The following is a 21,172-nucleotide window of genomic DNA, read 5'->3' on the forward strand; positions in this document are numbered from 1 at the left end:
TATGAATTTTTTAAAAGTAATAGCTTTTTTATGGATATGGATTCCATGTATGGTTTTTGGCCAGGTAAAACCGTTAAAAATTGGTGATACACTTGATTATAATGAACCGTTGTCTGTGATAAACTGGAAGGACAATACTTTGATGTTGGATAGTGTAAACAAAGACCTGATCATTTTTGATTTTTTTACAACATCCTGTACAAGCTGTATTGAGGCGATGCCTAAAAATAATAAACTGCAGCAGAGGTTTGCCGAGAGATTACAGATCATACCTGTAGGGATAGAGTCGAAAGAGCGCATAGGGCAATTATTGGCAGAAAATAGGTATATGAAGGACATCAAATTACCCTTGGTGGTGGAAGAAAAGGTCTTGACAAAGGCTTTTCCGCATCAGGGAGTTCCCCATGTGGTATGGATATTCAAGGGCAGGGTGGTGGCTATTACCACTGGTGATATGATTGCTGAGGAAAATATAAAAGATCTGCTGAATGGTAATGACATAAAAAACTGGCCGATGAAGGATGATTTTTATTATGCTCATCGAGCAGATTCTATTAGCTCCTCGTCAGGATTATATAGCCGTCTGCTTCCTTACGAAAATGGCGCTGCTCTAAATTACAAGGTTGATACAATCGGTAATCAGGTAAGATATAGGATGACCAATGCAACTGCAGTATCTGCATTCTTATATCTCTATAGTCAGATAAAACAGCTACCATTGATGAAAAAGGAGCGCATACAGCTTCATGTGAATAATCTGTACGAATTTGAGAATCTGGATTCCATTCCAGAATCCATTTGGATGCAAAAAAATGCATTTTCCTATGAATCGACATGGCCATTATTAATGGATCATAAGGATCGTATACTGGCGGTCGTTAAGGATTTAAGCAATAGATTGGAGCTCGATGTTGACTTGACGCCACAAAAATCATCTATTTGGCTTGTGAAGAGTGGAAAGGCACGAAATGATAATTTGCAAAATGGTAAATCTCCGACTGACTTGAAAACTTGGATCACGATGCTGGAAATTTTTAATACTTCTTTTCCTCCGATTGAAATAGACAATGGACTTGCTGATCGAGTAATCAATACAGATGCGGTGAATGATTTTGAAAGTCTCAGAAAAGTATTGAAAGGCAACGGATTGGATCTAAAGAAAACAGATCGGGAAATACTGTCTCTCGTGATTCGTTCGCAATAAAATATCAAAAGGCCGAAGATCTTCTCTTCGGCCTTGATTTTGTTAAATTATGGCCTTGAGTTAAGGCTTTAATTTAACATTTGTTGAGCTTGTGCGTGTGTTCAATGCAGTTACCATTTCGCTTAATAAAGCTTGATTAATAACTGGTTTTCCTCCTGAATTTGCCGCTTCAATCGTACAGATTTGGTTATTCCCCAAACACGAAGGCGGCGTTGAGCCAACTGGTGAATAACTTGCTGGCTCAGCAGGATGAGACGCATCGATAATTTCAAATAGTGCCATTTTGCAAAATTTTAATTAATCAATTCTTGTTAATTAATCAGATAAATCGTCAATATATCTAGTTTCACAGATTCTGCCGGGCTAGCCGAAACGCCTTACTGTGCCAGTCCTTTTATGAGTAGATTATCGCTTACCGCCACACGGGAATGTGGTAAACCTGCGCCCGTGCCGGTCGCGTACTGGGCCGGCACAGCAACAGGTGGCTGGTTGCAAAAGCTCCATCTTTGCCAAGCCGGAGTACTTTCGCTGCACCAATTGTGAAGGCCATTGCCGGCGCGGGGTTCTCAAATCCGCGGCGAATGGTTCCTCATTTAGAGAATGTATCCTGACTCGTCCTGTACGCTGTATATGCTCTTGCTTGATCATACCTTCTAGTTTATAAATTCACCCAGTCCTAAGGGTATATGGTTCATAATTCAAAGATAGATAGGTCTCTATCTCAAAATTTGACAGAATCCGTAGGATGATTTGACAAAATCCGTGAATCTATTTGCTAGCTGGAGTTTTTTGGAGGGTGTTCTTGATGTTTGAACTCTATTGGAGATAGCCCGGTTTCATTTTTGAAAAATCGGCTGAAACTTGAAATTTGGCCAAAGCCACATAAGTCTGAAACGATTTGTACACGTAGCTTCTGACGCAGTAAGTGCTTTGCCTTTTTTAGCAATTCTCGATTACGGTATTGCAAGAGGGTTTCTCCATAGCGCTGCGTATGGTATCTATTGAGTTGATCTTCTTGTATATGCAGACTGTCAGCGATATCTGTGATCAATACCATTTCCTCGGTCTCTGCAATGCGCTTGCTGATCAGTGCCCTAGCCTGTTCGACCAACAGATCGTGATGGCTTAATAGCCCTACAGCTCTCATCATTTTATTTTTGCTCAAGAGGAGCAGGTCCTGAATTTTGTGTAGGATAACGCTTTTTGGGATCAGTGGTTTTTTGTTAAGTTCTTCCGTGAGTTCAGCAAATATCCGGCGTGTCTGCTCCATAGCCGCAAAGTCAAGACTGACACGGTACTGTGCAAGTTTGCCTTTGTGTGCAGCGATAAGGCCGGCGAGATACCCAAAGCCCGGTACGCTGCCAATGTTCAGGAGATCCAGAGGGAGAGTAAACCCTTGAATATGATATCTGCCGGGTTCAAATTTTAGTGCAATTTCAGTTTTTGGGGCATAGAAAAATGCACCGTGCCGGGGCCGGAAGATAAATTCATCCTCGACCTGCGGCTGGCTGTACTGTATCGGATTACGCCCCGCGAGATGATAGAGCAGATGTGTCTGTGGACTGCGTATTTCAAATTTGATCGTTGTGGGGCTGGTTACTTCCAGTTGGTAACTATAGCTTTCTAGATCGCTAGTCTGCAGATACTCTTCAAAAAGACGGATCTGATTATTGCAAAGCAGTCGGTTTCGGCTACCTGGTAGCCGCTGGTGAAAGGATTTTGTGAGCGTACTCTTGCTCACAAAATCCATTTCTGCTTCTATCAACTTGAATGATTCGGTCTGCATAGCGCTGTTAATTTTTGGGGAATTTCCACGTTTGTTTCGGGGAAACGTGGATTAGCTGCCTGCTATATTCCGGTAAACAATGCGGATAGAAAAATAACCTGTCGGCAACAGGCTGCCTACGATAGGTTGGTCACTGGATGAATTGTATCGTGAAAGGATAATGTCCTTTGGGGTGTTTTCTTTCTCAACAGCTGAGCTGCTGTTCTTTTGGAAGTCAACGGCAAGGCCGCTGTTCCAGCTGTCGGCGATCCCAATGCTCAAGGAGGTGATGAGTGCTGTGGACATCGTGTTCAGATACTGGATCTGGCTGGCACGAAGATCAAAATAAGCTAGCATAAAGCCGACGAAATCGCTCATCACAAAATTGATCATGTAAAGGCGTTGGGCATAATCGCTCGATAAAACTTCTTGTTGCAGGTCAGATACACCTGGCATGTCAAATGTTCTTTTCATATTTTCTATTTGATTAAAAACCACAAATAAATCCTCAAAAGCGCCATAAAACAAGCCACCGAATGAGATTTGACAGGATTTAGCAAAATTTGACAAAATGTTTCAAACGGAAATAAACTAGAATTAAAAGAAATTTTGTAAATTTGAGATAAGTGCTTTTTGCGATTGTGATTTTCGGGAATGGATATGTGAAATAAGATAATCGGTTCAAATCCCTTTAAATGTTGTCTTTATTAATGTTTAAGCCAATAACCTGTTAAGTATTCAGTAACTATGCTATCTCAAAAACTAAAGAAAAGTAAAAGACTATTTTCGTATTTATTAAAAGATACTTCACTCAGGTGGGGGAGGATTTTGCATTACGTCATTTACCTTTTTCTCTGTACCATCTGTTCGCTATGGATAAATTTGGGATCTGCTGGGCTCGAGCCGGCCGACCGCATGGCAAGTAAGCGCTTTATACCGGTTTGGATCGGTACTGTTTTGCTGCTGTTGGTCTATGCTATTCTGATAAAATATATCCATACGGCATTGGTAACCCGGCAGCGGTTTTCGTCCAATACAAAGCTGAATTTTATCATCTATTTTGTGTACGCTTTATGCATTATCCTAGCCATTCATGGTCTTATACTGGAGGTTTTATTGCCTGATAAGCCGGGCTTGGTCTTGCTGTCGTATGCGTACCTATCGACTGACTTCTGGTTCTTCTTTCCAGTAGTGCTCTTGTATACGTTGTTTATCCACAAGTTTCCCGAATGGGCTTTGATACAATGGCCACCCTTTAGCCAGATGACAATCCATATGGCGGTACCAGACCCTGCGGCTCCGGTTAAACCTAAAATGCTGTTATTACAAGCAGGATCAGTAGATAGCGCACGGCAATCAGCAGGTAAAAATCGGGATTCTTTTGTTCAGATCGGCAGCAGCGGAACGGCCGCTTTGCCTGATGCCGCTACTCCGTTAGATCCCATGATCACTCAAGCTGATGAGACATCATTGGATCCCTTGCTGATTTTATGGCAGTGTGAACGGAATAGGCCGGCATTGATGGTATACCTGCTGCGCCAGTTGAAGGAGGAAGAACTATCGGGGCAAAAAACGATAAAATGCCTCCAGGCTGTAATCATCGTCAAAGAGCAGCGCTCGGCGGATGTGTATAGGCACGACGGTAAATTTTGCCGTATTGATGTCACCACTAAAGTACTGCAGGCAAACCCATGGCTGGTGAAGATAAGCGCAAAAGTATATGTCAATATGCTCTATTTCCGGGTGCCAGTAAACCGTCCTACGGAACTGGAACTCAATGAGAGCATCAGAAGTGAGCTGCAGCGATTATTGCCTGAGAAGAGGTTTAAAAAACTGGTGACGCCCTCACGTGCTTTGAGCAGCAACTTAAATGAATTTTGGGGAATATTAAAAACGCTAGATGAAACAAAATTGGACGAAGAGTTTAATCTGGTATAAAACGGATGTATTGTATAACGCTGTGGTAATGGAGCTGCTGCACGATGCCAATTGTGTGACGCAGCTGGTTTCGGCGACCAGCATTTTTAATTGCGTGGTTATGTTAAAATTAATGAATCGCATATGCGACCTTCTGGAGGTAATATCTTCTTTGCTTCAGGCAATCTTGCGCTACATAACAGAAGAAATGAATAGGATTCCCGCAGAAACCGGGAATACACCTGCCGAATTGGATCATATGCTTGAAATCAATGATGTACTTGATAAATTGGGAATTTCTGAATCAAAGTATTATCGGCTGGTCCGTGAGGGAAAGCTCAGGCCTAGGAAGCTCGGCAAACGGCATTATTACTACTTGTCGGACCTGCACGGCCAGCTTGAGGAGAGTAGGCGAAAGGGGCGGATCTAATACATTTTAAAGGGGAAGCGGATGGCTCCCCTTTTTAATATAGGGGAGTTTTATCTCATATATACTTGATCCTGCATCGGCTATGGTTCGGCAGCTCTTCGACTTTTGTTTGGCTCCGCTTCGGGACTGCTTCGACTCATGCTCGGGTCTCCTTCGGGTGGGCTTCGGGAGCTCTCCGGCTCGGCTTCGACTCCCAGCCGAACGGCACCCGAATAGTACCCGAACAGCAGCCGAGGCGGAGCCGAAGCTGTCCGCACCCCGAGTCGAGCATCGCCCGAAGGACAGCCCCTAATTACCCCAATAGCAGCCGGGCAATTGACTAGGTTGGGAGTGATAACTTTTCGATTTTTCCTATGCCCGATACCGTGAATGGCTACGCCGGTTTCTTATCAAATGCTTAATATATTGCTCAAATCTGACAGGTAATAACAGCGCTCCCAATCATTTAAAATCAATCCCAGTACTTCTTCGTTTATGGCCAAAAGTCAGCCTAATTTAGCTCTTGCTAGCAAAACAAAGACTGCGCATGCCAGTCGTAATTATTTATAAATCAAACATGTATAATCATGGCAAGATTCTTAAAAGGTATACACGGGGCTTACTCTGGGAAAGTAGGTAGTGTAATAGGAAGTAGTTGGCGAGGAGTGGATTATGTACGCTCACTCTCCAAGATCTCAAACAAAAAAGCGAGTGAAGGACAGATCGCTCAGCGCGCTAAATTTGCGATGGCGGTAGCCTTTCTGTCGCCGATCATGGACCTGCTTAACCTGGGCTATTCGGATAAGCTGCAGGGAAAAGCAACGGGCTATAACAAGGCGCTGCAATATCTGATGAACAATGGCGGTGTCACCGGCACTTATCCAACACTGGAAATCGATTATTCAAAGATCATAATTGCCAAAGGGTCATTGTCCAACCTGATGGCACCCGAATGGTCAGAAACTTTTCCGCAGGAGATCGCGCTGACCTGGACATCGGAGCTCAACAAATATAACTCCTTTGCCGATGATTCGGTCATCCTCCTGATGTACAACAAGAACAAGAATTTCTTTAGTATTCTGGAGTCTTCGACCAGGACGGATACAAATCTGAGTTTTACGCTACCGGCCAGCTACTCGGGCGATGTACTCGAAGGCTGGGTCTTTACCGGTCACCGGGATGGCGTCAAGACCTCACCGAGTTTGCACTTGGGCGAACTGACCATTAGCTAATATGGCCGTTCAACACACCCTGCTGCTCCTACGAAAGTATGGAGCACAGGGAACCAATGGAACGATTAGCTATCAGGGAGAATATATCTGCCACACCATCGAATTGCCGGATCGAAACAACCTCCCCAGGATCAGCTGTATTCCGGTAGGTAGATACAAACTGGACAAACGGCGCTATCCAAAGCATGGGGAACAGATCGGCATCCCCAATGTGCTGGGACGCGAAGCGATATTGATCCATGCGGCCAACAATGCGTTGAAAGAATTGCAGGGCTGCATTGCTCCCGTAACGACTTTAACTGGTGAAGGGCGAGGGGATTATAGTGGTAAGGCTTTAGCAAAACTTAAGGCGCTAGTATATAGCTGGTGGGACCAAGGTGCGGAGGTCTATTTGAATATTCGATAGCAATTTGGAGGACGTGAATTTGCGCTGCATTCCTTTGTGACATCTTCTTAGCAATATGACGGCATAAATCAAACTCGCTCTGCTCAGACAGTGATTGGCAGTCGAAATGCTATGCTTCAAATGCTCTGTCCTCCTATATTGCTTGAATAAAGAGGGAGGTGATTGGATGACGGTCAGTCGGAATATAAGGCTTTGACCGTATATCCAATCTCTAAAAAGTAATAATCATGAAAAAAATCATAAACAAAATAGGAGCAGTGCTTCAGGTGATCCTCGCAGCGCCGCTCAAACTGCCGGGAAAGGCCGGGAATATATTAAAATACATTGCCCTGGGGCTAGGGATACTGGAGACGGTCATGGAGGAGGATAAACCTCCGCCCAAAGGGATAGATCAGCCGGATGGCCATGCTGATGCAAATAATGGTGCTACGGAGGAAAGGAGCGGAGCTGATGAAAATCAATGATATCCGCATCTCGGCCATCGGCGGCACCATCTGCTCCATCTGGGCGAGTCTGTCTTTGGGTGACGTACTACAGACTGCGTTGACTGCTGCAGTGGGTACGCTAGTCAGCTTTGTGATAAGTAGACTATTGGGAAGATCGAATGTTGGAAAGAATAAACGGTGATCCGTTTCTTTGGACGCCTCCCACCCGGGAGGCGTTCTATTTTATGTACAAATTCTCCAAAATCATAATAATGGCCCCACAATTTCTTTAAATGTTTTGTCAAACTCTTCCCCCAGATTGATCTGATATCGTTTAATGAAATTTTCATAAGTACTGATCGCTAATGTTTTTTTGTCCTGCTGAAATAAAATCTTGCATTTGATATACAAGGCTTCCTCACTTAAAGGATCGAAAAGAAACATACTGTCAGTAATCTGTAAGAGAATCGAATCGTATTGCTCCAAAGCGATTTTTGGGCTGTGTATCAATGTCGATAAGGTATCCATAACAATGTTTGAAAATTCAGATTTGAAGTTGTCAATCCATTCAAATTGAATATTGGGCAGAAGTTCACCATAGGATGTCAATTCCAGAAATCGTTGAACATCGCTGTGGTCAAAATCATTGTCATTTTTAATTTTTTCGGCTAAAAAGATAGTTTCAGCATAGTCCGAAAGCATGTTTTCGGGTAGCTTGATGGACCAATTGGAACTTTTGTTCACGATCTGGACATTGTCCAATGATTCTAAGAGTAATCTTAATTTGCTGATATTGACATTACGGTTATTGGTCGCGGATTTATCCGATTTGTCAAACCATAGAATTTCTTCCAGTTTGGAGGAGGATATCCCTTTTTCAAACTTAATGCTATAAAGTAAAATAAGAATCAGCAGATGTTTTAAGATCGGTGAAAAGCTTTCTGAATATTCCTTTCCGTATTTATCATACACCTGAAATTCGCCTAGAAATAAGATAGAATTCTGGCGTCGGTTGTAAAAGCATTTCTTTTTCTGGGGTTGCGCTTGTGTAACATTGGCCACAGCTTTGCTGCTTTGGGATGGTAAAGTAGACAGATTGCTTCCCGTGACGGGCTCAGTCTGTCCAGGCGCTGATTCAGAAATAGGGAATAAACTTACCTTCTGTCGTTGTCTGCAGTAACGTAGGTATAGGAAAACACCTATTGCTAACCCCAGTCCAAGTATAAGCATAAAGCTGGTCTTCCAACGGACTGACTTAGCAGGAAGTATATAGTGTAGATCTGCTTGTTTTAGTGGCGGAAAATCAATAGCGTAGACATCTACCGTAGAACTCACTTTGTCTTTGCTACTGACAGTAACCGCAAGTAACATTTTTAAGGCCGGTGAATAAAACAGGTCACAGAATGATAGGTCATCTTTAAAGTGAAAAGGAATGGAATCAGCATATTTTTCCACAGCCTTGGTCTGCATATCGATTTTATTTAACTGAAAATAGGAGGCGGTTTGATCGATTGGATAGGTGAGCACATACATGTTATGGTCGTCTTCTGCCAGGATCAAATGATTGGAAAAGCCGTAATTCTTTTTGTCCAGTAAGATATTGTCGATCAGTAACCGCGGCGCCATTTGCTTCAGATCAATGACGTATAGGTCTGAAAATGATTTGGATGAAAGTTCCTGCAAACCCATTTCAGCACCTTTGCCACCTAATATAAAGAGCTTGTCGCCGGCATGATTGGCCCCCATAGCAGCGAGGTAGCGCGGAGTGATAAAGGCGGAGAGATCTTTTTTTATGGATGCTCCGGTACGTAGATTTATTTTGATAAAATCGCTGTTGTACTTGTAATGCCCATAACCTCCAAAAAGATATAGACTCGTATCTTTGGGCGAGATATAGCTGTTGTGATGGGAATGATCTTGCCGTTGCGCTTCTTGTTTTGTCCAGGTTCTTGAATTGGGATCAAAATAGTTGAGATACGGTGTGTTAAAATTGTAAAACAGAAGCTTATTATTCACGTAATCTATCGTTAGACGATTTTCCACTTTATCTCCGGGAATATTTTTCATGGGGTACAGTGTACTGCTCATCGTACCTGGAGAAAAGTAACGTGCGCCTGTTGAATCCATGACAATCAGTTGATTGTGGATGGAGTCGAAGGTAATCTGTGGCGCATATATGCTCGACATTGAGCCTAATTTATGCCATTTCACACTTTTGTCAATCAGCATTTTTCCATTTTTAAAAATCGCTTCTGCACCTTCAATCTGATCGTAGATTACCTGTTTTTGATATTTGTCAAATTGCCAATGGTTGGCGAGTGTACCATTGATCAACAGTTGTATATCACGCAAAGTCATGGGTGGAACGTCGTTGCTTTCAAAACCCTCTATATGACATTGCCCAAAATTGAATACTAGATTTTTTAAATCTGACAAGACGGTCGTCATCTGAATAGTCTGACCATTTATTTTCAGGATGATATGGTCTGTTGATTTGTCCAACAGTAAACTTACTTGGAGCCGTGGTGCCTGATGGATCTTAAGCTTAATGAATTCATCTTTATGGGCAGGTTTTGAAATAACCAAAAAAACTTCATTTTGATTATTTAACAGCAGGTTGAAGCTCTCCTTTTTGTTGTCGATGATTTTAAGAAGATAGCCAAATAGCTCGCTTTCGTTCCTTCGGATCTCTGCATCGAATTTGATTTCCAGGTTTTTGATCTGATTCTGTTCATATGCTTTTCCCGGATGGAGCAGGAGCGAAGTCCTTCGTTCGATAGCAGACTGGTGCGCATAAAAATACAGACCGCGGTCATTGGAAAAACTCAAGGGAAGAAGCCACAATAAAAACCATATGGTAAGTAGGAATCGTATTGAATAGATAAAATATAATTTTTTACTCGCTTGAAACATAAAAAGGTCTGTGATCAATTGGTTTATTACTGTCAGAATAAATCCCGTCTCTTACTTAACGTGTTTATTCTTTTTTGTAAGCCTCAATACCGCTATTGATAAGGTAAAACGATATTACACCGTTTTGTGGCCTACCCCTTGTTTATCAATATTAGTTCTTTTTTATAAGAGTCCAAAATAAAAAAAAAATATTTAAAATTTTGAAGATTAACAGTGGCATTAATTCCATCATTAATTCATTTGTTATAGAGACCATTGGAACTTTGATCTACAGCGATAAGGGAAAATAAGTATTGCTAAACCGATTTAAACTTTATGAATAGTACGATGAAATCATTTGTGAAAATCAATGTCGACCCTAGTACCGTGCGATTGACCATCGTTTGGAAAAAATGGGATGGACGGATTCGATATCCATGACTTTTTGTGATGTGATGCACGAATTTACTCTTTCTAATAAACCGAAAATTGTGTAACCAAGCCCAATTTTAAAACTTAACTTATGAACAGAAAATGTAAACTATTTTATGATGTTTTACTGGCTTTGTGTGTACTTTTTTTATCCAGTACATTGCTTTATGCGCAGGAAAAGCCAATTAAACTCTCGGGACTTGTCTTGGATATGGACAAAAAGCCAATCTCGGGAGCAATTATTACAGATATCAACTCCAGTACAAAAGGAGTTGGTTCTACCGACGTAAATGGAAAATTTACCATTAATACGACAGAAAATGGCATTATAAAAATCAGTTATATTGGTTTTGCCAGCCAGACTATTGCTTTGCGCGGAAGAAAAGAACTGACGGTGACTTTACAGGCCGAAAACCGGTCGTTGGAAGAAGTGGTCGTGACAGCGATGGGCATAAAACGGGATGTACGGTCTTTGACTTCTGCACAACAGTCCATTGATGTCAACTCGATGACCGAAGTGCGGGGTAGCAACTTGTTGGATATGTTGTCCGGTAAAGCCGCGGGTATGCAAGTGGTACCCGGTGGTGGGCCATTGGGTTCAACCCGTATTGTCATACGGGGAAATAATTCATTAACAGGAAACAACCAGCCGTTATTTGTTATTGATGGGGTTCCGATGTTAAATAATTCGGGAGAGAGTGGCGACCTGGATTATGGAAGTGCCGTAAATAGCATTAATCCGGACGAAATTGAGAATATCGAAATCCTGAAAGGGGCCAATGCTTCCGCATTATATGGTTCGGATGCGGCAAATGGAGTCGTATTGATCACAACAAAAAAGGCCGGGAGAAAACAGGGGCTGGGTATCAGCTATGGTTTCAACGCGATGTTTGGATCGTTGTATAGCTATCCCACCTACCAGAATCTATATGGTGCCGGTCAGAACGGGCGTTTCCAACGAAGAGAAGGCGTCAATTATTTTGGGAATTCAAATAATGGTGTCAACTTTAACCCAGACTTACCCTATGGAATCTGGAATCCAAATCAAGGCAATCAGGATAACCGTTCTTGGGGCTTACCGATGCTCGGATTTGATGTGGTCGGTCGTAATGGACAGGTAAAATCTTATATACCTCAGGAGTCGACCATCAAAAATATGTACCAGACCTCGCATGCACTGACCAATAGCATTGCACTCGATAAATTAACGGATCAAATGAGTTTCCGTCTCTCGTATACCAATCAACATGCCAATGATATTCTTGAAAAATTCAATCTGTATGATCGGCATAATTTTAATTTAAGAAGTACGGCAAAGATTACCAATTATTTTGATGTCGACGCCAGTGTGCGTTATACTTTGGAAGATGTCAAAAATCGGGGCTATCGCAATGCTTCCGATCGAAATCCCTTATATGCCATCGCCAATCTGCCACGTGATGCCTCCATTGAGGAATTGATCCCCTGGAAGCAGCCGGATGGTACACCTTTTAACTTTAACGGTTTTAGAAACCCGTACTGGCTGTTGAATGAAACGGCGAATGCCGATGATAAGAATATGTTTAATGCAAACCTGACTTTAAACCTAAAATTGGGAAATCCATTTCGTTTACGTCTAAGAGGTGCAACAGATCTGCAAAAGTCAAAAGGTTGGGACTTTACCAATCTCTATAGTCCATTTGATACAGACGGCGATTATTCAAAATGGAATCGTTCATGGACAAATAACAATTTCGACGCTTTATTGAGTTTCAATAAGACGCTCAAAAAAGATTTTAATATTTCTGCCAATGGTGGTGCTTCGATCCAGCGCATAGAAGGAGACCGTATAAGTTCACGAAATTTTATGTTACTCTTTCCAGACCAGCGTACCCTATCCAATACCCGGGGAATTACCTCTTCGTTGGAAGAAATCGAACGCAAGGAAAAGCAGGCTGTTTTTGGGATGACGAGTTTTTCCTATAAAAACAGGGTGTTTTTAGATGCTACGGTACGAAACGAATGGTCGAGTTCGCTACCCAAATCTAATAATTCGTATTTCTATTACTCTTTTGGAACGGGCTTGATCATGACAGACCTGTTGCAGCTAAAAAATAGTCCGCTGAGCTATTGGAAGTTGAGAGCTTCGTATGCACAGGTGGGGAATGACACAGGCTTTGATCGTCTATTGACCGGATATTACCGTCCGGATGGTGGTTCGTTTTTAGGTTTACCTTATTATGTGGGTGAAGAGGTTTTGAAAAATCCAAATTTGAAGCCTGAGCAGACACAATCCTGGGAAGCAGGTACAGAGTTTAGGCTCTGGAATGACCGTATTACTGCAGATATCACCTACTACAGCAAACGGACCAAGGATCAGATTGTAGAGGCGGATGCGCCTCTGGCAAGCGGTTACCGTAGGGAAATACTGAATGCCGGTGAGATTAAGAACTGGGGAACAGAGGTAAGCTTAAATATTATTCCAATAAAGACAAAGCTCGTGACCTGGACAACGGGATTTAACTGGTCTAAGAATAACTCGAAGGTAGTATCACTGGTTGCTGGTGTAAATCGTTATGAAATGGGCAGTGGCGATAATATCAAATTGTATGCTGAGGTTGGAAAATCTTATGGTGTATTTTATGGTAATGATTATAAACGCAATGCCGAAGGTGCTATTTATGTGGGTGCTGATGGAAAACCCAAATTTCTTCCGGATCAATACTTAGGTGAAATACAGCCACGCTGGTTTGGTGGATGGAAAAATACGGTCAATATTGGCCGGTTTTCAATCGGAACCATGCTGGACTTTCAGTCTGGTGGAAAAGTGTGGTCCTATACGGCATTCAGAGGTGGTATAGATGGGAGCACGGTACAGACCTTAGATGGCCGATGGGAATATATGCTATCAGATTTGATCCTCGGCGAGAATTCGGACGAACGTCGTGGATTTCTACAGCCCGGTAATACCGTGAAACCAGGGGCCAATTATAACGAAAATTATGTCATGTACCCCGATTATGGAAGATCGAAAGGAATCCAATTGGGCAATACGGTGTATGACCCTTCGGTATCGGATTTTTGGGCAGATAAACCCGCCTTGTCTTGGGTATCACCGATGGACCATTGGACCCACAATAGTGCATCGAGCGCTGCCCGATATATTTATGATGCCTCTTACATCAAATTGAGGGAAGTCAGTGTGGGGTATAATTTCTCGCCACAATGGTTTAGGGCAACACCGATTAAAGATGCGCGATTATCGCTCGTAGGACGTAATGTGGCTATCCTGTTTCAAAACACACCCAAAGGAATGGATCCTCAGGCAACTTCCACAACGGGAAATGCACAGGGCTTTGAACGTGGATTTAACCTGCCAATGGCAACCTGGGGATTTGATCTAAAACTTTCATTCTAAAAAAGAGTGATGAAACCTTCGTGCGTATTCAGATTATAGCAGTGAATGAATAATATATCGATTGCTTCATCACCTTTAAAAGACAAATTATATAAAGATGAAAAAAATATTGACTATTGGAGTAGGGCTATTGATGGCTTGCTTCTTTAACGGATGTACACGCAATTTTGAGGAAATCAATACCAATAAAAATAAATTTTATGATGTAGAGATCAATCAGATTTTTCCGGGAACAGTGTCTCGTACGATGAAGCTAATCGCGGAAATGAATTACAATAAAATTTTGAATTTTTCGCGTTACAGTGTCGTTCAATTTGCGACAAACCCCTCGCAGGAGATCGGGGATAACTTTTTCAACCAATTTTATGTGGGTATTGTACGCGATCTGAAAAATTTAGAACTGGAGTATGACGGAAAACAAGGCTTTGAAAATAGACTGGCCATCGTAAAAACCTGGAAGGCGTATATGTATTATATGTTTGCCTCGACTTACGGGGGAATTCCAATGAGCGACGCTATTGCAGCTGAGCAAAATAAAAGAACCTATACGTATGACAGTGAAAAACAGGTGTACACACAGATACTCGAGGATCTGAAAGCAGCAAATATGCTGTATAATCTTTCGCCTGCTCCAGGTGATTTCTTATCTACCGACCCAGTCTTTGGCGGTGCGAGCAATGGCAGATCTGACTTGTCAAAATGGCAAAAATTTACCAATACCTTGCGTTTAAATGTGGCCCTGCATGTGCAAAACCTATCGATGGATCTGGCCCGGGAGCATGCCATGGATGTTATGAAAGATCCCAGTAAATTGATTTCTGGTGTTGATGATATCGTTACCCTGCGTTGGGGGAAGGACGCTGACCTGAGTGCTTCCTATTATTTTACACGATTGATCAAGAATGCAGGTAGTTTTAGTGAATCAACTTACCCAGCAATCAGTGAATATTTTTCCCTGTATCTCTTTTCATTTAATGATGCACGGATTGAAGCATTCGCACACAAAGGAAATGCATTGGCACCCAATGCTGTTGCGCCGTTTTTACACACAGATACATTAACTCGAAAGCATGCCCTCTTTTGCGGTAATAATGTCAATAATCCAAATACCTATTGCCCCAATTACATACTGCACCAGGCCGATGGACTGAACAATCTGCGTATAGATTCTATCCTGGTCGATTATGCCATGCCGTATGTACCACTGGTCGAACTCAATAGTCTGGCATCAGGCTGGGAATGGGAATTTGTTCCCGGAAAGGATTATCGCTTTAGCGATCCATTGACCAGAAAAAATAGCCCTTATAACTATTCATTTGTTCACAATAATTTTCTCAAAGAGGATGCAACCATGGTGTTGTTGAACTGGGCAGATGCTTGTTTCCTCAAAGCTGAAGCAGCAGTATTATTTGGTACAGGCAATGCGCAGCAGTTTTATGAGGAAGGAATCAAAGCTTCCTATGCGCAATACAACTTATCTTCCAAATTGGACGATTATATGAAAAAGGATGGTATTGCCTGGAATACCAGTGCCAAAGGTTATGCCGACCGCCGACTCTTGTATAGAGCAAGTATCAATGGGAAGGGGGGCAACAGCAACCACCTCGAACAGATTTATAAACAACGGTATATTGCCGATTTCTTTAATGCATTGGAAGGCTGGAATCTGGAAAGAAGAACGCGCGTACTGCGTTTTCCACCGTTCTTTGCCAATGGTGCAGCCAGCGATGTCGAGGGCTATAATTCCACCTACAACTATTGGACAGAACGAATGGTCTATCCACTCGTGGAGCAGAGTAAAAATCAGGAGGCTTATTATCAGGGTATTGAAAATCTTAAGATGGAAAGCCCCTTTTACCGTGCCGATCGCTGGGGAGACAACGTATATACATCCCTTGGGTTTACCAAGAAGAATCCAGACTTAGCAATAGCTGAATACCTATGGGGCGGAAATAAACGGATCTCAGCCAATGTCGAATATTTTAACAAGAAATATGGTAAGACATACGAAGAGGTGGTCGTGACCGCAAAAACAATGACGGGAGAAGGCGATGAAAATACTGCGCTAAAGAAAGCGTTCAATTATAATTTTCGCTCCTTACTGAATACGTATATCCCACAATAATCTGTCACAATCCGAAAGGAAGTTTTAATATAATGTATGTATGAATCTCAAAAATATTTTCATGAAAAATAAACGTAATCAACTGTTCGGGATCATTGCTATTGCGATAGCTTTCTGCTCGTGTAAAAAGGATGAAAACCCTTCCATTGATGATCATCCGTTAAATTATACAATTCCCGAAGTTGCGGTGAGTACGGATATCCCTGTAGGGGCTTATTTATATACAACCAGCAACATTGTCAATGATAATATCAGATGGACCCGTTTGACAGAAACGTTTGACCTCAATACAGGAAAAATAGGTCCCTATGTAAAACCTGAACTGGATCGTTATACGTTAGGAGCAACGGATGAAGGGGTTTACAATATGACTAAAATTGTGGAATGGGCAAAAGCTGGAAAAATTGATTTTTTAATCTCTCCGGCAGTAAAAGAAAATCCAAATGCCTTGTATCCCATGAATATCAATAAAGAAGACTCTTTGTTGGTAAATCAGCTGGGTGAACACCCGAGCGAGTTGGCAAGTGTAAAGATGGGAACATTGAAGTATGCGATTTCATTGGATCTGAATAATTTCTGTGGCGGATTAAGCAACAACCTGCTGTTGGAAAATGCGCCTACAATAACCGTTTCTGGTACCACCTTAACACGTGAACAGCGCCTGTACAACTATATGAAGAGAATCTCGGATTATTTTAGTGATGAAACCTATTACCATACCAATGGTAAGCCGGTATTGGTTTTTATTGGTGCTGAAAGGCTTTATACAGCAGATAGCCGTAAAATCTATGACAATATCAGAGCCTTAATTAAAGAACATACGGGAAAGGACGTGTACATTATTGCCCGCCAACAACAATGGACACCCTCAGCCCGATTTGAATATTTCTTTATGCGCGGTAAAGCCGATGCAGTCACCATGGATAATATGTGTAATGTGGGCGGGGGACAATGGGACCGGACTTATCTGTTGAATCGGCTGATCAATGAAAACTTCAAAATAAATAAGGAATATATGGCCACGAATTATGGAGTTGACTTTATTCCTTCGGTTTCTCCTTCTTTTAACAATTATATTTCATCAGCAGCGACTCCGGATTACAACTATCCAGCGATTTATAAAAAGGACAGTGATTTTAAAGAGCGTTGTAATGTCGCAAAAATGAATTTAGGAACGAATCAAATGGTCCTGGTCGAATCTTTCAACAACTGGATGTACGATTCGCAGATCGAACCTACGGTAGCTGATTATGGAAACGGTTATGGAACACAGTATCTTGATATTGTCCGTCAGCAATTTAAAGTAAAATAATAACATAAGAATGATGAATAAATTATTGATGCAGATACCCCCGTTGTTGGGCATGGTGTGTATGATCGGTGGGGGCCTGATGGCCCAACAACCCATTAACGTAAATTTTGATCGCGCAAACACGTTGGTCGAAACAATTGGCCGTGGACAAAGCCAGGTCGCTAATGGCGTGTACTCGGCCAAGGATGCGTATGCTGTTTTTGGCGACAAAAGCTTGCAAAACTACCGAATGTCTTTTAGAGCCAGAAATCCTAAACCAGCGGATCAGGTGCAGATATGGGCCGGCTTTAGAACCTATAACCGGTTCGATCGTTATATCGTGGGACTGAAAGGTGGTTTGCAAAATGACCTTTATCTCAGCCGGATGGGCTACATGGCAGCAGATGAATTATTGGGATTGGCACCCCTAGATTTTAAACCACAGGTAGACCAATGGTATCAGTTCCGGATTGAGGTTTGCGGCAATCGAATACGCGTTTTTTTAAATGATGAATCGCTGCCGCGGATTGATGTAATTGATCCAAATAGTAATCTGGCACCTTCCGGACAAGCCGCCCTGGGAGGTGGTTGGATTGAAACAGAATACGATCAGTTATCTATTGAGCCCTTGGCAGCCAATGCCTTGGAGGGGGTATCTAATCAGGTCTACAAAGTGCAGGTATCGGCACAGGAAAAAGAAATAAAGCGGGTTCAGGATCGGGCCAGTTATCAGATGAAATCAGTTGCAAAACTGGCGCAGGCACGTACCGAAATATCCTTGGATGGGAATTGGCTATTTATGCCAGAATACCTGCTCAAAGATGGCCGGCAGGGTGCAGATCCAAGTCAGGGGGATCAAGATTGGCACCTGATGCATGTGCCTGATTTTTGGAATCCAATTCGTATCTGGCTGCATGGTGAAACCATGAATAACAATAAATTTCCAAAAGGCGTATCTGACGCATATTATCAGCAGGAAACAAAGCGATGTGAAGAATATACCTTTGACTATAAAAAGACAAAGGCAGCCTGGTACAGGCAATGGATAGATTTGCCCGCCGATATTCAGCAGCGAAATAGTGAATTGATTTTTGATGCGGTATCCAAGATGGCTGATGTGTATGTGAATGGGAAGTTGGTCACATCGCACGTTGGTATGTTTGGCGAGATAAAATCCAATGTTTCTACTTTACTTAAACCTGGTAAAAACCTGATTTCGGTCCATGTTACCAAAGATTATATCAAGGATATTGCAGACGCGGATAAAGTGGTGGATGTTGCTGTGACAGTACCGGTTACCAATAAAATGCTAAAGGATATTGCGCATGGCTTTTATGTCGATGATCCGGCCGGAATATGGCAACCCGTAAAACTCGTGATCACCGATAAAATACGTGTCGAAGATGTCTTTATACAGCCTTCGCTGACAGGAGCACGTTTTGATGTTACAGTCAAAAATTATAGCGATAAGCAGGCTGTTTTTAGTCTATCCACACATATTGCTGAAGCGGATGGTGGACCACAACTCGCTCAGCAGAATGCATTGGATGCGGTAAAGCTGAATCCGGGAGAAGAACGTGTGCTGACCTATGCCATTGATCAGCTTCAACCCAAATTGTGGAGTCCTGAACATCCGAATCTGTACGATTTTAAAATTGCCATCCGGAAAAATAAGACTGAGACACAAGATCAGGTAACGGTTCGATCGGGATTTAGAACTTTCGAGTCAAAAAATGGCTTACTTTATTTAAATGGAAAACCATACTGGTTGAGAGGGGGAAATCATACACCATTTGCACTGGCACCAAATGATAGTGTGCTGGCCAACCGCTTTTATCAATTGATGAAAGCTGGGAATATGGAGGTAACCCGAACACACACGACACCTTATAATAAACTCTGGATCGATGCCGCGGATAAAAATGGTATCGGAATAAGCCATGAGGGAACTTGGCCCTGGCTGATGATCCAGAGCTCTATGCCTGAAATGAAACTGATTGAAATGTGGGCCGAAGAATACCTTAGTCTATTAAAAAAATACCGGAATCATCCAGCCATCTTATTCTGGACCATCAATAACGAAATGAAATTTTATGATAACGAGCCCGATATGGAAAAACGCAAGCTGAAAATGAAGATAATTTCGGATGTTGTCAAACGTATGCGCAAAATAGACCCTTCGCGGCCGATTTGTTTCGACTCGAATTATCGCCGGCGTGAAGATGTTTTTGGAAAGGATTTCTTTGCAACCATTGATGATGGGGATATCGATGATATTCATGCTTACATCAACTGGTATGATCACTCGGTATTTAAACAATTTAAAGGTGAATTTCAGCGCGATAACCGCAATGAAGGTCGTCCATTGATCAGCCAGGAGATGTCAACGGGATACCCTAATAATGAAACCGGACATCCGACACGTTCGTATACTTTACAACATCAGAATCCGCAGTCATTGATTGGATACCAATCCTATGCTTATGCAAATCCCGCGTCTTTTCTACAGGTGCAATCTTTTATTACGGGAGAACTTGCAGAAGCTTTGAGGCGGTCGAATGATAAAGCATCTGGTGTACTTCATTTTGCATTGTTGACTTGGTTTAGGAATGTCTACAATAGTCAGACGATCGAACCTTATCCGACCTATTATGCGATGAAGAGGGCCATGCAGCCTGTGCTGGTATCGGCCGAACTTTGGGGTAGGCATCTCTTTGCAGGACAGCAGCTACAGACGAAGTTTTGTGTTGTCAATGATTTGGAAGAAGGAACTCCCCTCGGTGCGGGTACAATTGAATGGTCTATGGAGACTTCCTCGGGAAATGTACTTGTCAAAGGAACGGTAGCTGTTCCTGCAGTGGGACATTATGAGCGGCAATGGGTGACGCCGCATATTGTGATACCCGAACACTTACCTTCCGGAAAACAGCAGGTTTCATTAAAAATACGTTATCGTGTGAATGAGAAAATATATTCGTCCAATGTCTATGAGCTGGTGGTAGCAACAAAAGAATGGGCCGCAGGTAATCAAGCAGTGAAAAAGGTGGTATTGGTCGATCCTCGGACTGAACAGACAGCGTTGGATGTGATAAAAACAGCTTATAAACGCATGGACAATATGCAGATGGCATTGCAGGCAAATCCGGAAATTTTAATATTGAATGAAACGTTTAAAGATTTTTCAGCCGCGACAATTGATCGTTTGAAGCAATATATCGTGCAGGGTGGAAATGTTTTGCTCCTCAATAATGAAGAAGCCGCAAAGGCGATTTTCCCGAATTATGTGAAAGGATGGATCAAGCCGACAGAAGGCGATATTGTCAATATGGAGATTCCAGAGTCGTCGGTATTTAATGATATTGACCTGTTGGATTTGCGTTATTTTAATAATCACAAGGCCGAGCTCCCGAAAGTGTGCCATAGCGCTTTTCAGTTAAACCGCCATGAAAAAGTAATCGAATTGGCTAGTCAGATAAAGATCCATGGCTATATCGAAGGTGAAATGGATGAACGGTCCAAAAAGATGAACAGCATCAAAGGATATCCGATTTTTCAGGTAAATGAAGGAAAAGGGCGGGTAATTGTATCCTCAATGGCGCATGAAAAAACGGCAACAGACCCTATTGCAGCGAAGTTACTGGTAAATATGATCAATACATTAGCACATAAAAAATAGA

General features: G+C 42.2%; 16 protein-coding genes. 12 read left to right on the forward strand and 4 right to left on the reverse strand.

Annotated elements, in window-relative coordinates; genetic code table 11:
* Position 1: 1 nt before the first annotated feature.
* On the forward strand, positions 2 to 1,204 hold the full coding sequence (locus tag HMAT_RS03220) for a hypothetical protein (protein ID WP_104381362.1): 1,203 nt from the start codon (positions 2 to 4) through the stop codon (positions 1,202 to 1,204).
* 60 nt (positions 1,205 to 1,264) lie between these two features.
* On the opposite strand, the gene HMAT_RS03225 is transcribed toward HMAT_RS03220, so the two are convergent.
* Positions 1,265 to 1,486: a hypothetical protein gene (locus HMAT_RS03225; RefSeq protein WP_104381363.1), complete on the reverse strand. Its 222-nt coding sequence runs from the start codon at positions 1,484 to 1,486 to the stop codon at positions 1,265 to 1,267.
* 114 nt (positions 1,487 to 1,600) lie between these two features.
* On the opposite strand from HMAT_RS03225, the gene HMAT_RS26900 reads away from it, so the two are divergent.
* Positions 1,601 to 1,747, forward strand: coding sequence for a hypothetical protein (locus HMAT_RS26900; protein ID WP_158655584.1), 147 nt, complete (start codon positions 1,601 to 1,603; stop codon positions 1,745 to 1,747).
* Between the two features lie 232 nt (positions 1,748 to 1,979).
* Here the strand turns inward: HMAT_RS26900 and HMAT_RS03230 are convergent, their stop codons facing one another.
* Positions 1,980 to 2,990: an AraC family transcriptional regulator gene (locus tag HMAT_RS03230; protein WP_104381364.1), complete on the reverse strand. Its 1,011-nt coding sequence runs from the start codon at positions 2,988 to 2,990 to the stop codon at positions 1,980 to 1,982.
* Between the two features lie 51 nt (positions 2,991 to 3,041).
* The gene (locus tag HMAT_RS03235) at positions 3,042 to 3,443 is read right to left on the reverse strand and encodes a hypothetical protein (protein WP_158655585.1); all 402 of its coding nucleotides are present in this window, start codon (positions 3,441 to 3,443) and stop codon (positions 3,042 to 3,044) included.
* A 273-nt stretch (positions 3,444 to 3,716) separates the two neighbouring features.
* Between HMAT_RS03235 and HMAT_RS03240 the strand changes: the two genes are divergently transcribed.
* The 6 genes from HMAT_RS03240 (at position 3,717) to HMAT_RS26905 (ending at position 7,560) form a co-directional block, all read left to right on the forward strand.
* A complete protein-coding gene (locus HMAT_RS03240; RefSeq protein ID WP_158655586.1) occupies positions 3,717 to 4,907 on the forward strand; it encodes a hypothetical protein in 1,191 nt (396 codons plus the stop codon).
* A complete protein-coding gene (locus HMAT_RS03245) occupies positions 4,870 to 5,316 on the forward strand; it encodes an AlpA family transcriptional regulator (protein ID WP_104381367.1) in 447 nt (148 codons plus the stop codon). Before HMAT_RS03240 ends, HMAT_RS03245 begins: the two co-directional genes overlap by 38 nt.
* A 566-nt stretch (positions 5,317 to 5,882) precedes the next feature.
* A complete protein-coding gene (locus tag HMAT_RS03250; protein ID WP_104381368.1) occupies positions 5,883 to 6,527 on the forward strand; it encodes a DUF6266 family protein in 645 nt (214 codons plus the stop codon).
* 1 nt (position 6,528) lies between these two features.
* Positions 6,529 to 6,933: a DUF5675 family protein gene (locus tag HMAT_RS03255; RefSeq protein ID WP_104381369.1), complete on the forward strand. Its 405-nt coding sequence runs from the start codon at positions 6,529 to 6,531 to the stop codon at positions 6,931 to 6,933.
* 227 nt (positions 6,934 to 7,160) lie between these two features.
* Positions 7,161 to 7,397, forward strand: coding sequence for a hypothetical protein (locus tag HMAT_RS03260; RefSeq protein ID WP_104381370.1), 237 nt, complete (start codon positions 7,161 to 7,163; stop codon positions 7,395 to 7,397).
* Entirely contained in the window at positions 7,384 to 7,560 is a 177-nt protein-coding gene (locus HMAT_RS26905) for a hypothetical protein (protein ID WP_158655587.1), read from the forward strand. The genes HMAT_RS03260 and HMAT_RS26905 overlap by 14 nt, the downstream gene beginning before the upstream one ends.
* A gap of 62 nt (positions 7,561 to 7,622) precedes the next feature.
* On the opposite strand, the gene HMAT_RS03265 is transcribed toward HMAT_RS26905, so the two are convergent.
* Positions 7,623 to 10,271: a hypothetical protein gene (locus HMAT_RS03265; RefSeq protein ID WP_104381371.1), complete on the reverse strand. Its 2,649-nt coding sequence runs from the start codon at positions 10,269 to 10,271 to the stop codon at positions 7,623 to 7,625.
* Between the two features lie 502 nt (positions 10,272 to 10,773).
* Here HMAT_RS03265 and HMAT_RS03270 point away from each other — a divergent pair.
* The 4 genes from HMAT_RS03270 to HMAT_RS03285 all read left to right on the forward strand — a co-directional run bounded on the left by HMAT_RS03270 (position 10,774) and on the right by HMAT_RS03285 (position 21,171).
* Positions 10,774 to 14,079 carry a SusC/RagA family TonB-linked outer membrane protein gene (locus tag HMAT_RS03270; RefSeq protein ID WP_104381372.1) on the forward strand — a complete coding sequence of 1,102 codons (3,306 nt, stop codon included), beginning with the start codon at positions 10,774 to 10,776 and terminating at the stop codon, positions 14,077 to 14,079.
* A gap of 97 nt (positions 14,080 to 14,176) precedes the next feature.
* A complete protein-coding gene (locus HMAT_RS03275) occupies positions 14,177 to 16,204 on the forward strand; it encodes a SusD/RagB family nutrient-binding outer membrane lipoprotein (RefSeq protein ID WP_104381373.1) in 2,028 nt (675 codons plus the stop codon).
* A 61-nt stretch (positions 16,205 to 16,265) separates the two neighbouring features.
* Entirely contained in the window at positions 16,266 to 17,516 is a 1,251-nt protein-coding gene (locus HMAT_RS03280) for a glycoside hydrolase family 99-like domain-containing protein (protein ID WP_158655588.1), read from the forward strand.
* Positions 17,517 to 17,526: 10 nt separating this feature from the next.
* Positions 17,527 to 21,171 carry a glycoside hydrolase family 2 TIM barrel-domain containing protein gene (locus HMAT_RS03285; RefSeq protein WP_104381375.1) on the forward strand — a complete coding sequence of 1,215 codons (3,645 nt, stop codon included), beginning with the start codon at positions 17,527 to 17,529 and terminating at the stop codon, positions 21,169 to 21,171.
* The last annotated feature ends 1 nt before the right edge of the window (position 21,172 follow it).

Source organism: Sphingobacterium sp. HMA12, from assembly GCF_002933815.1.
GTDB lineage: Bacteria > Bacteroidota > Bacteroidia > Sphingobacteriales > Sphingobacteriaceae > Sphingobacterium.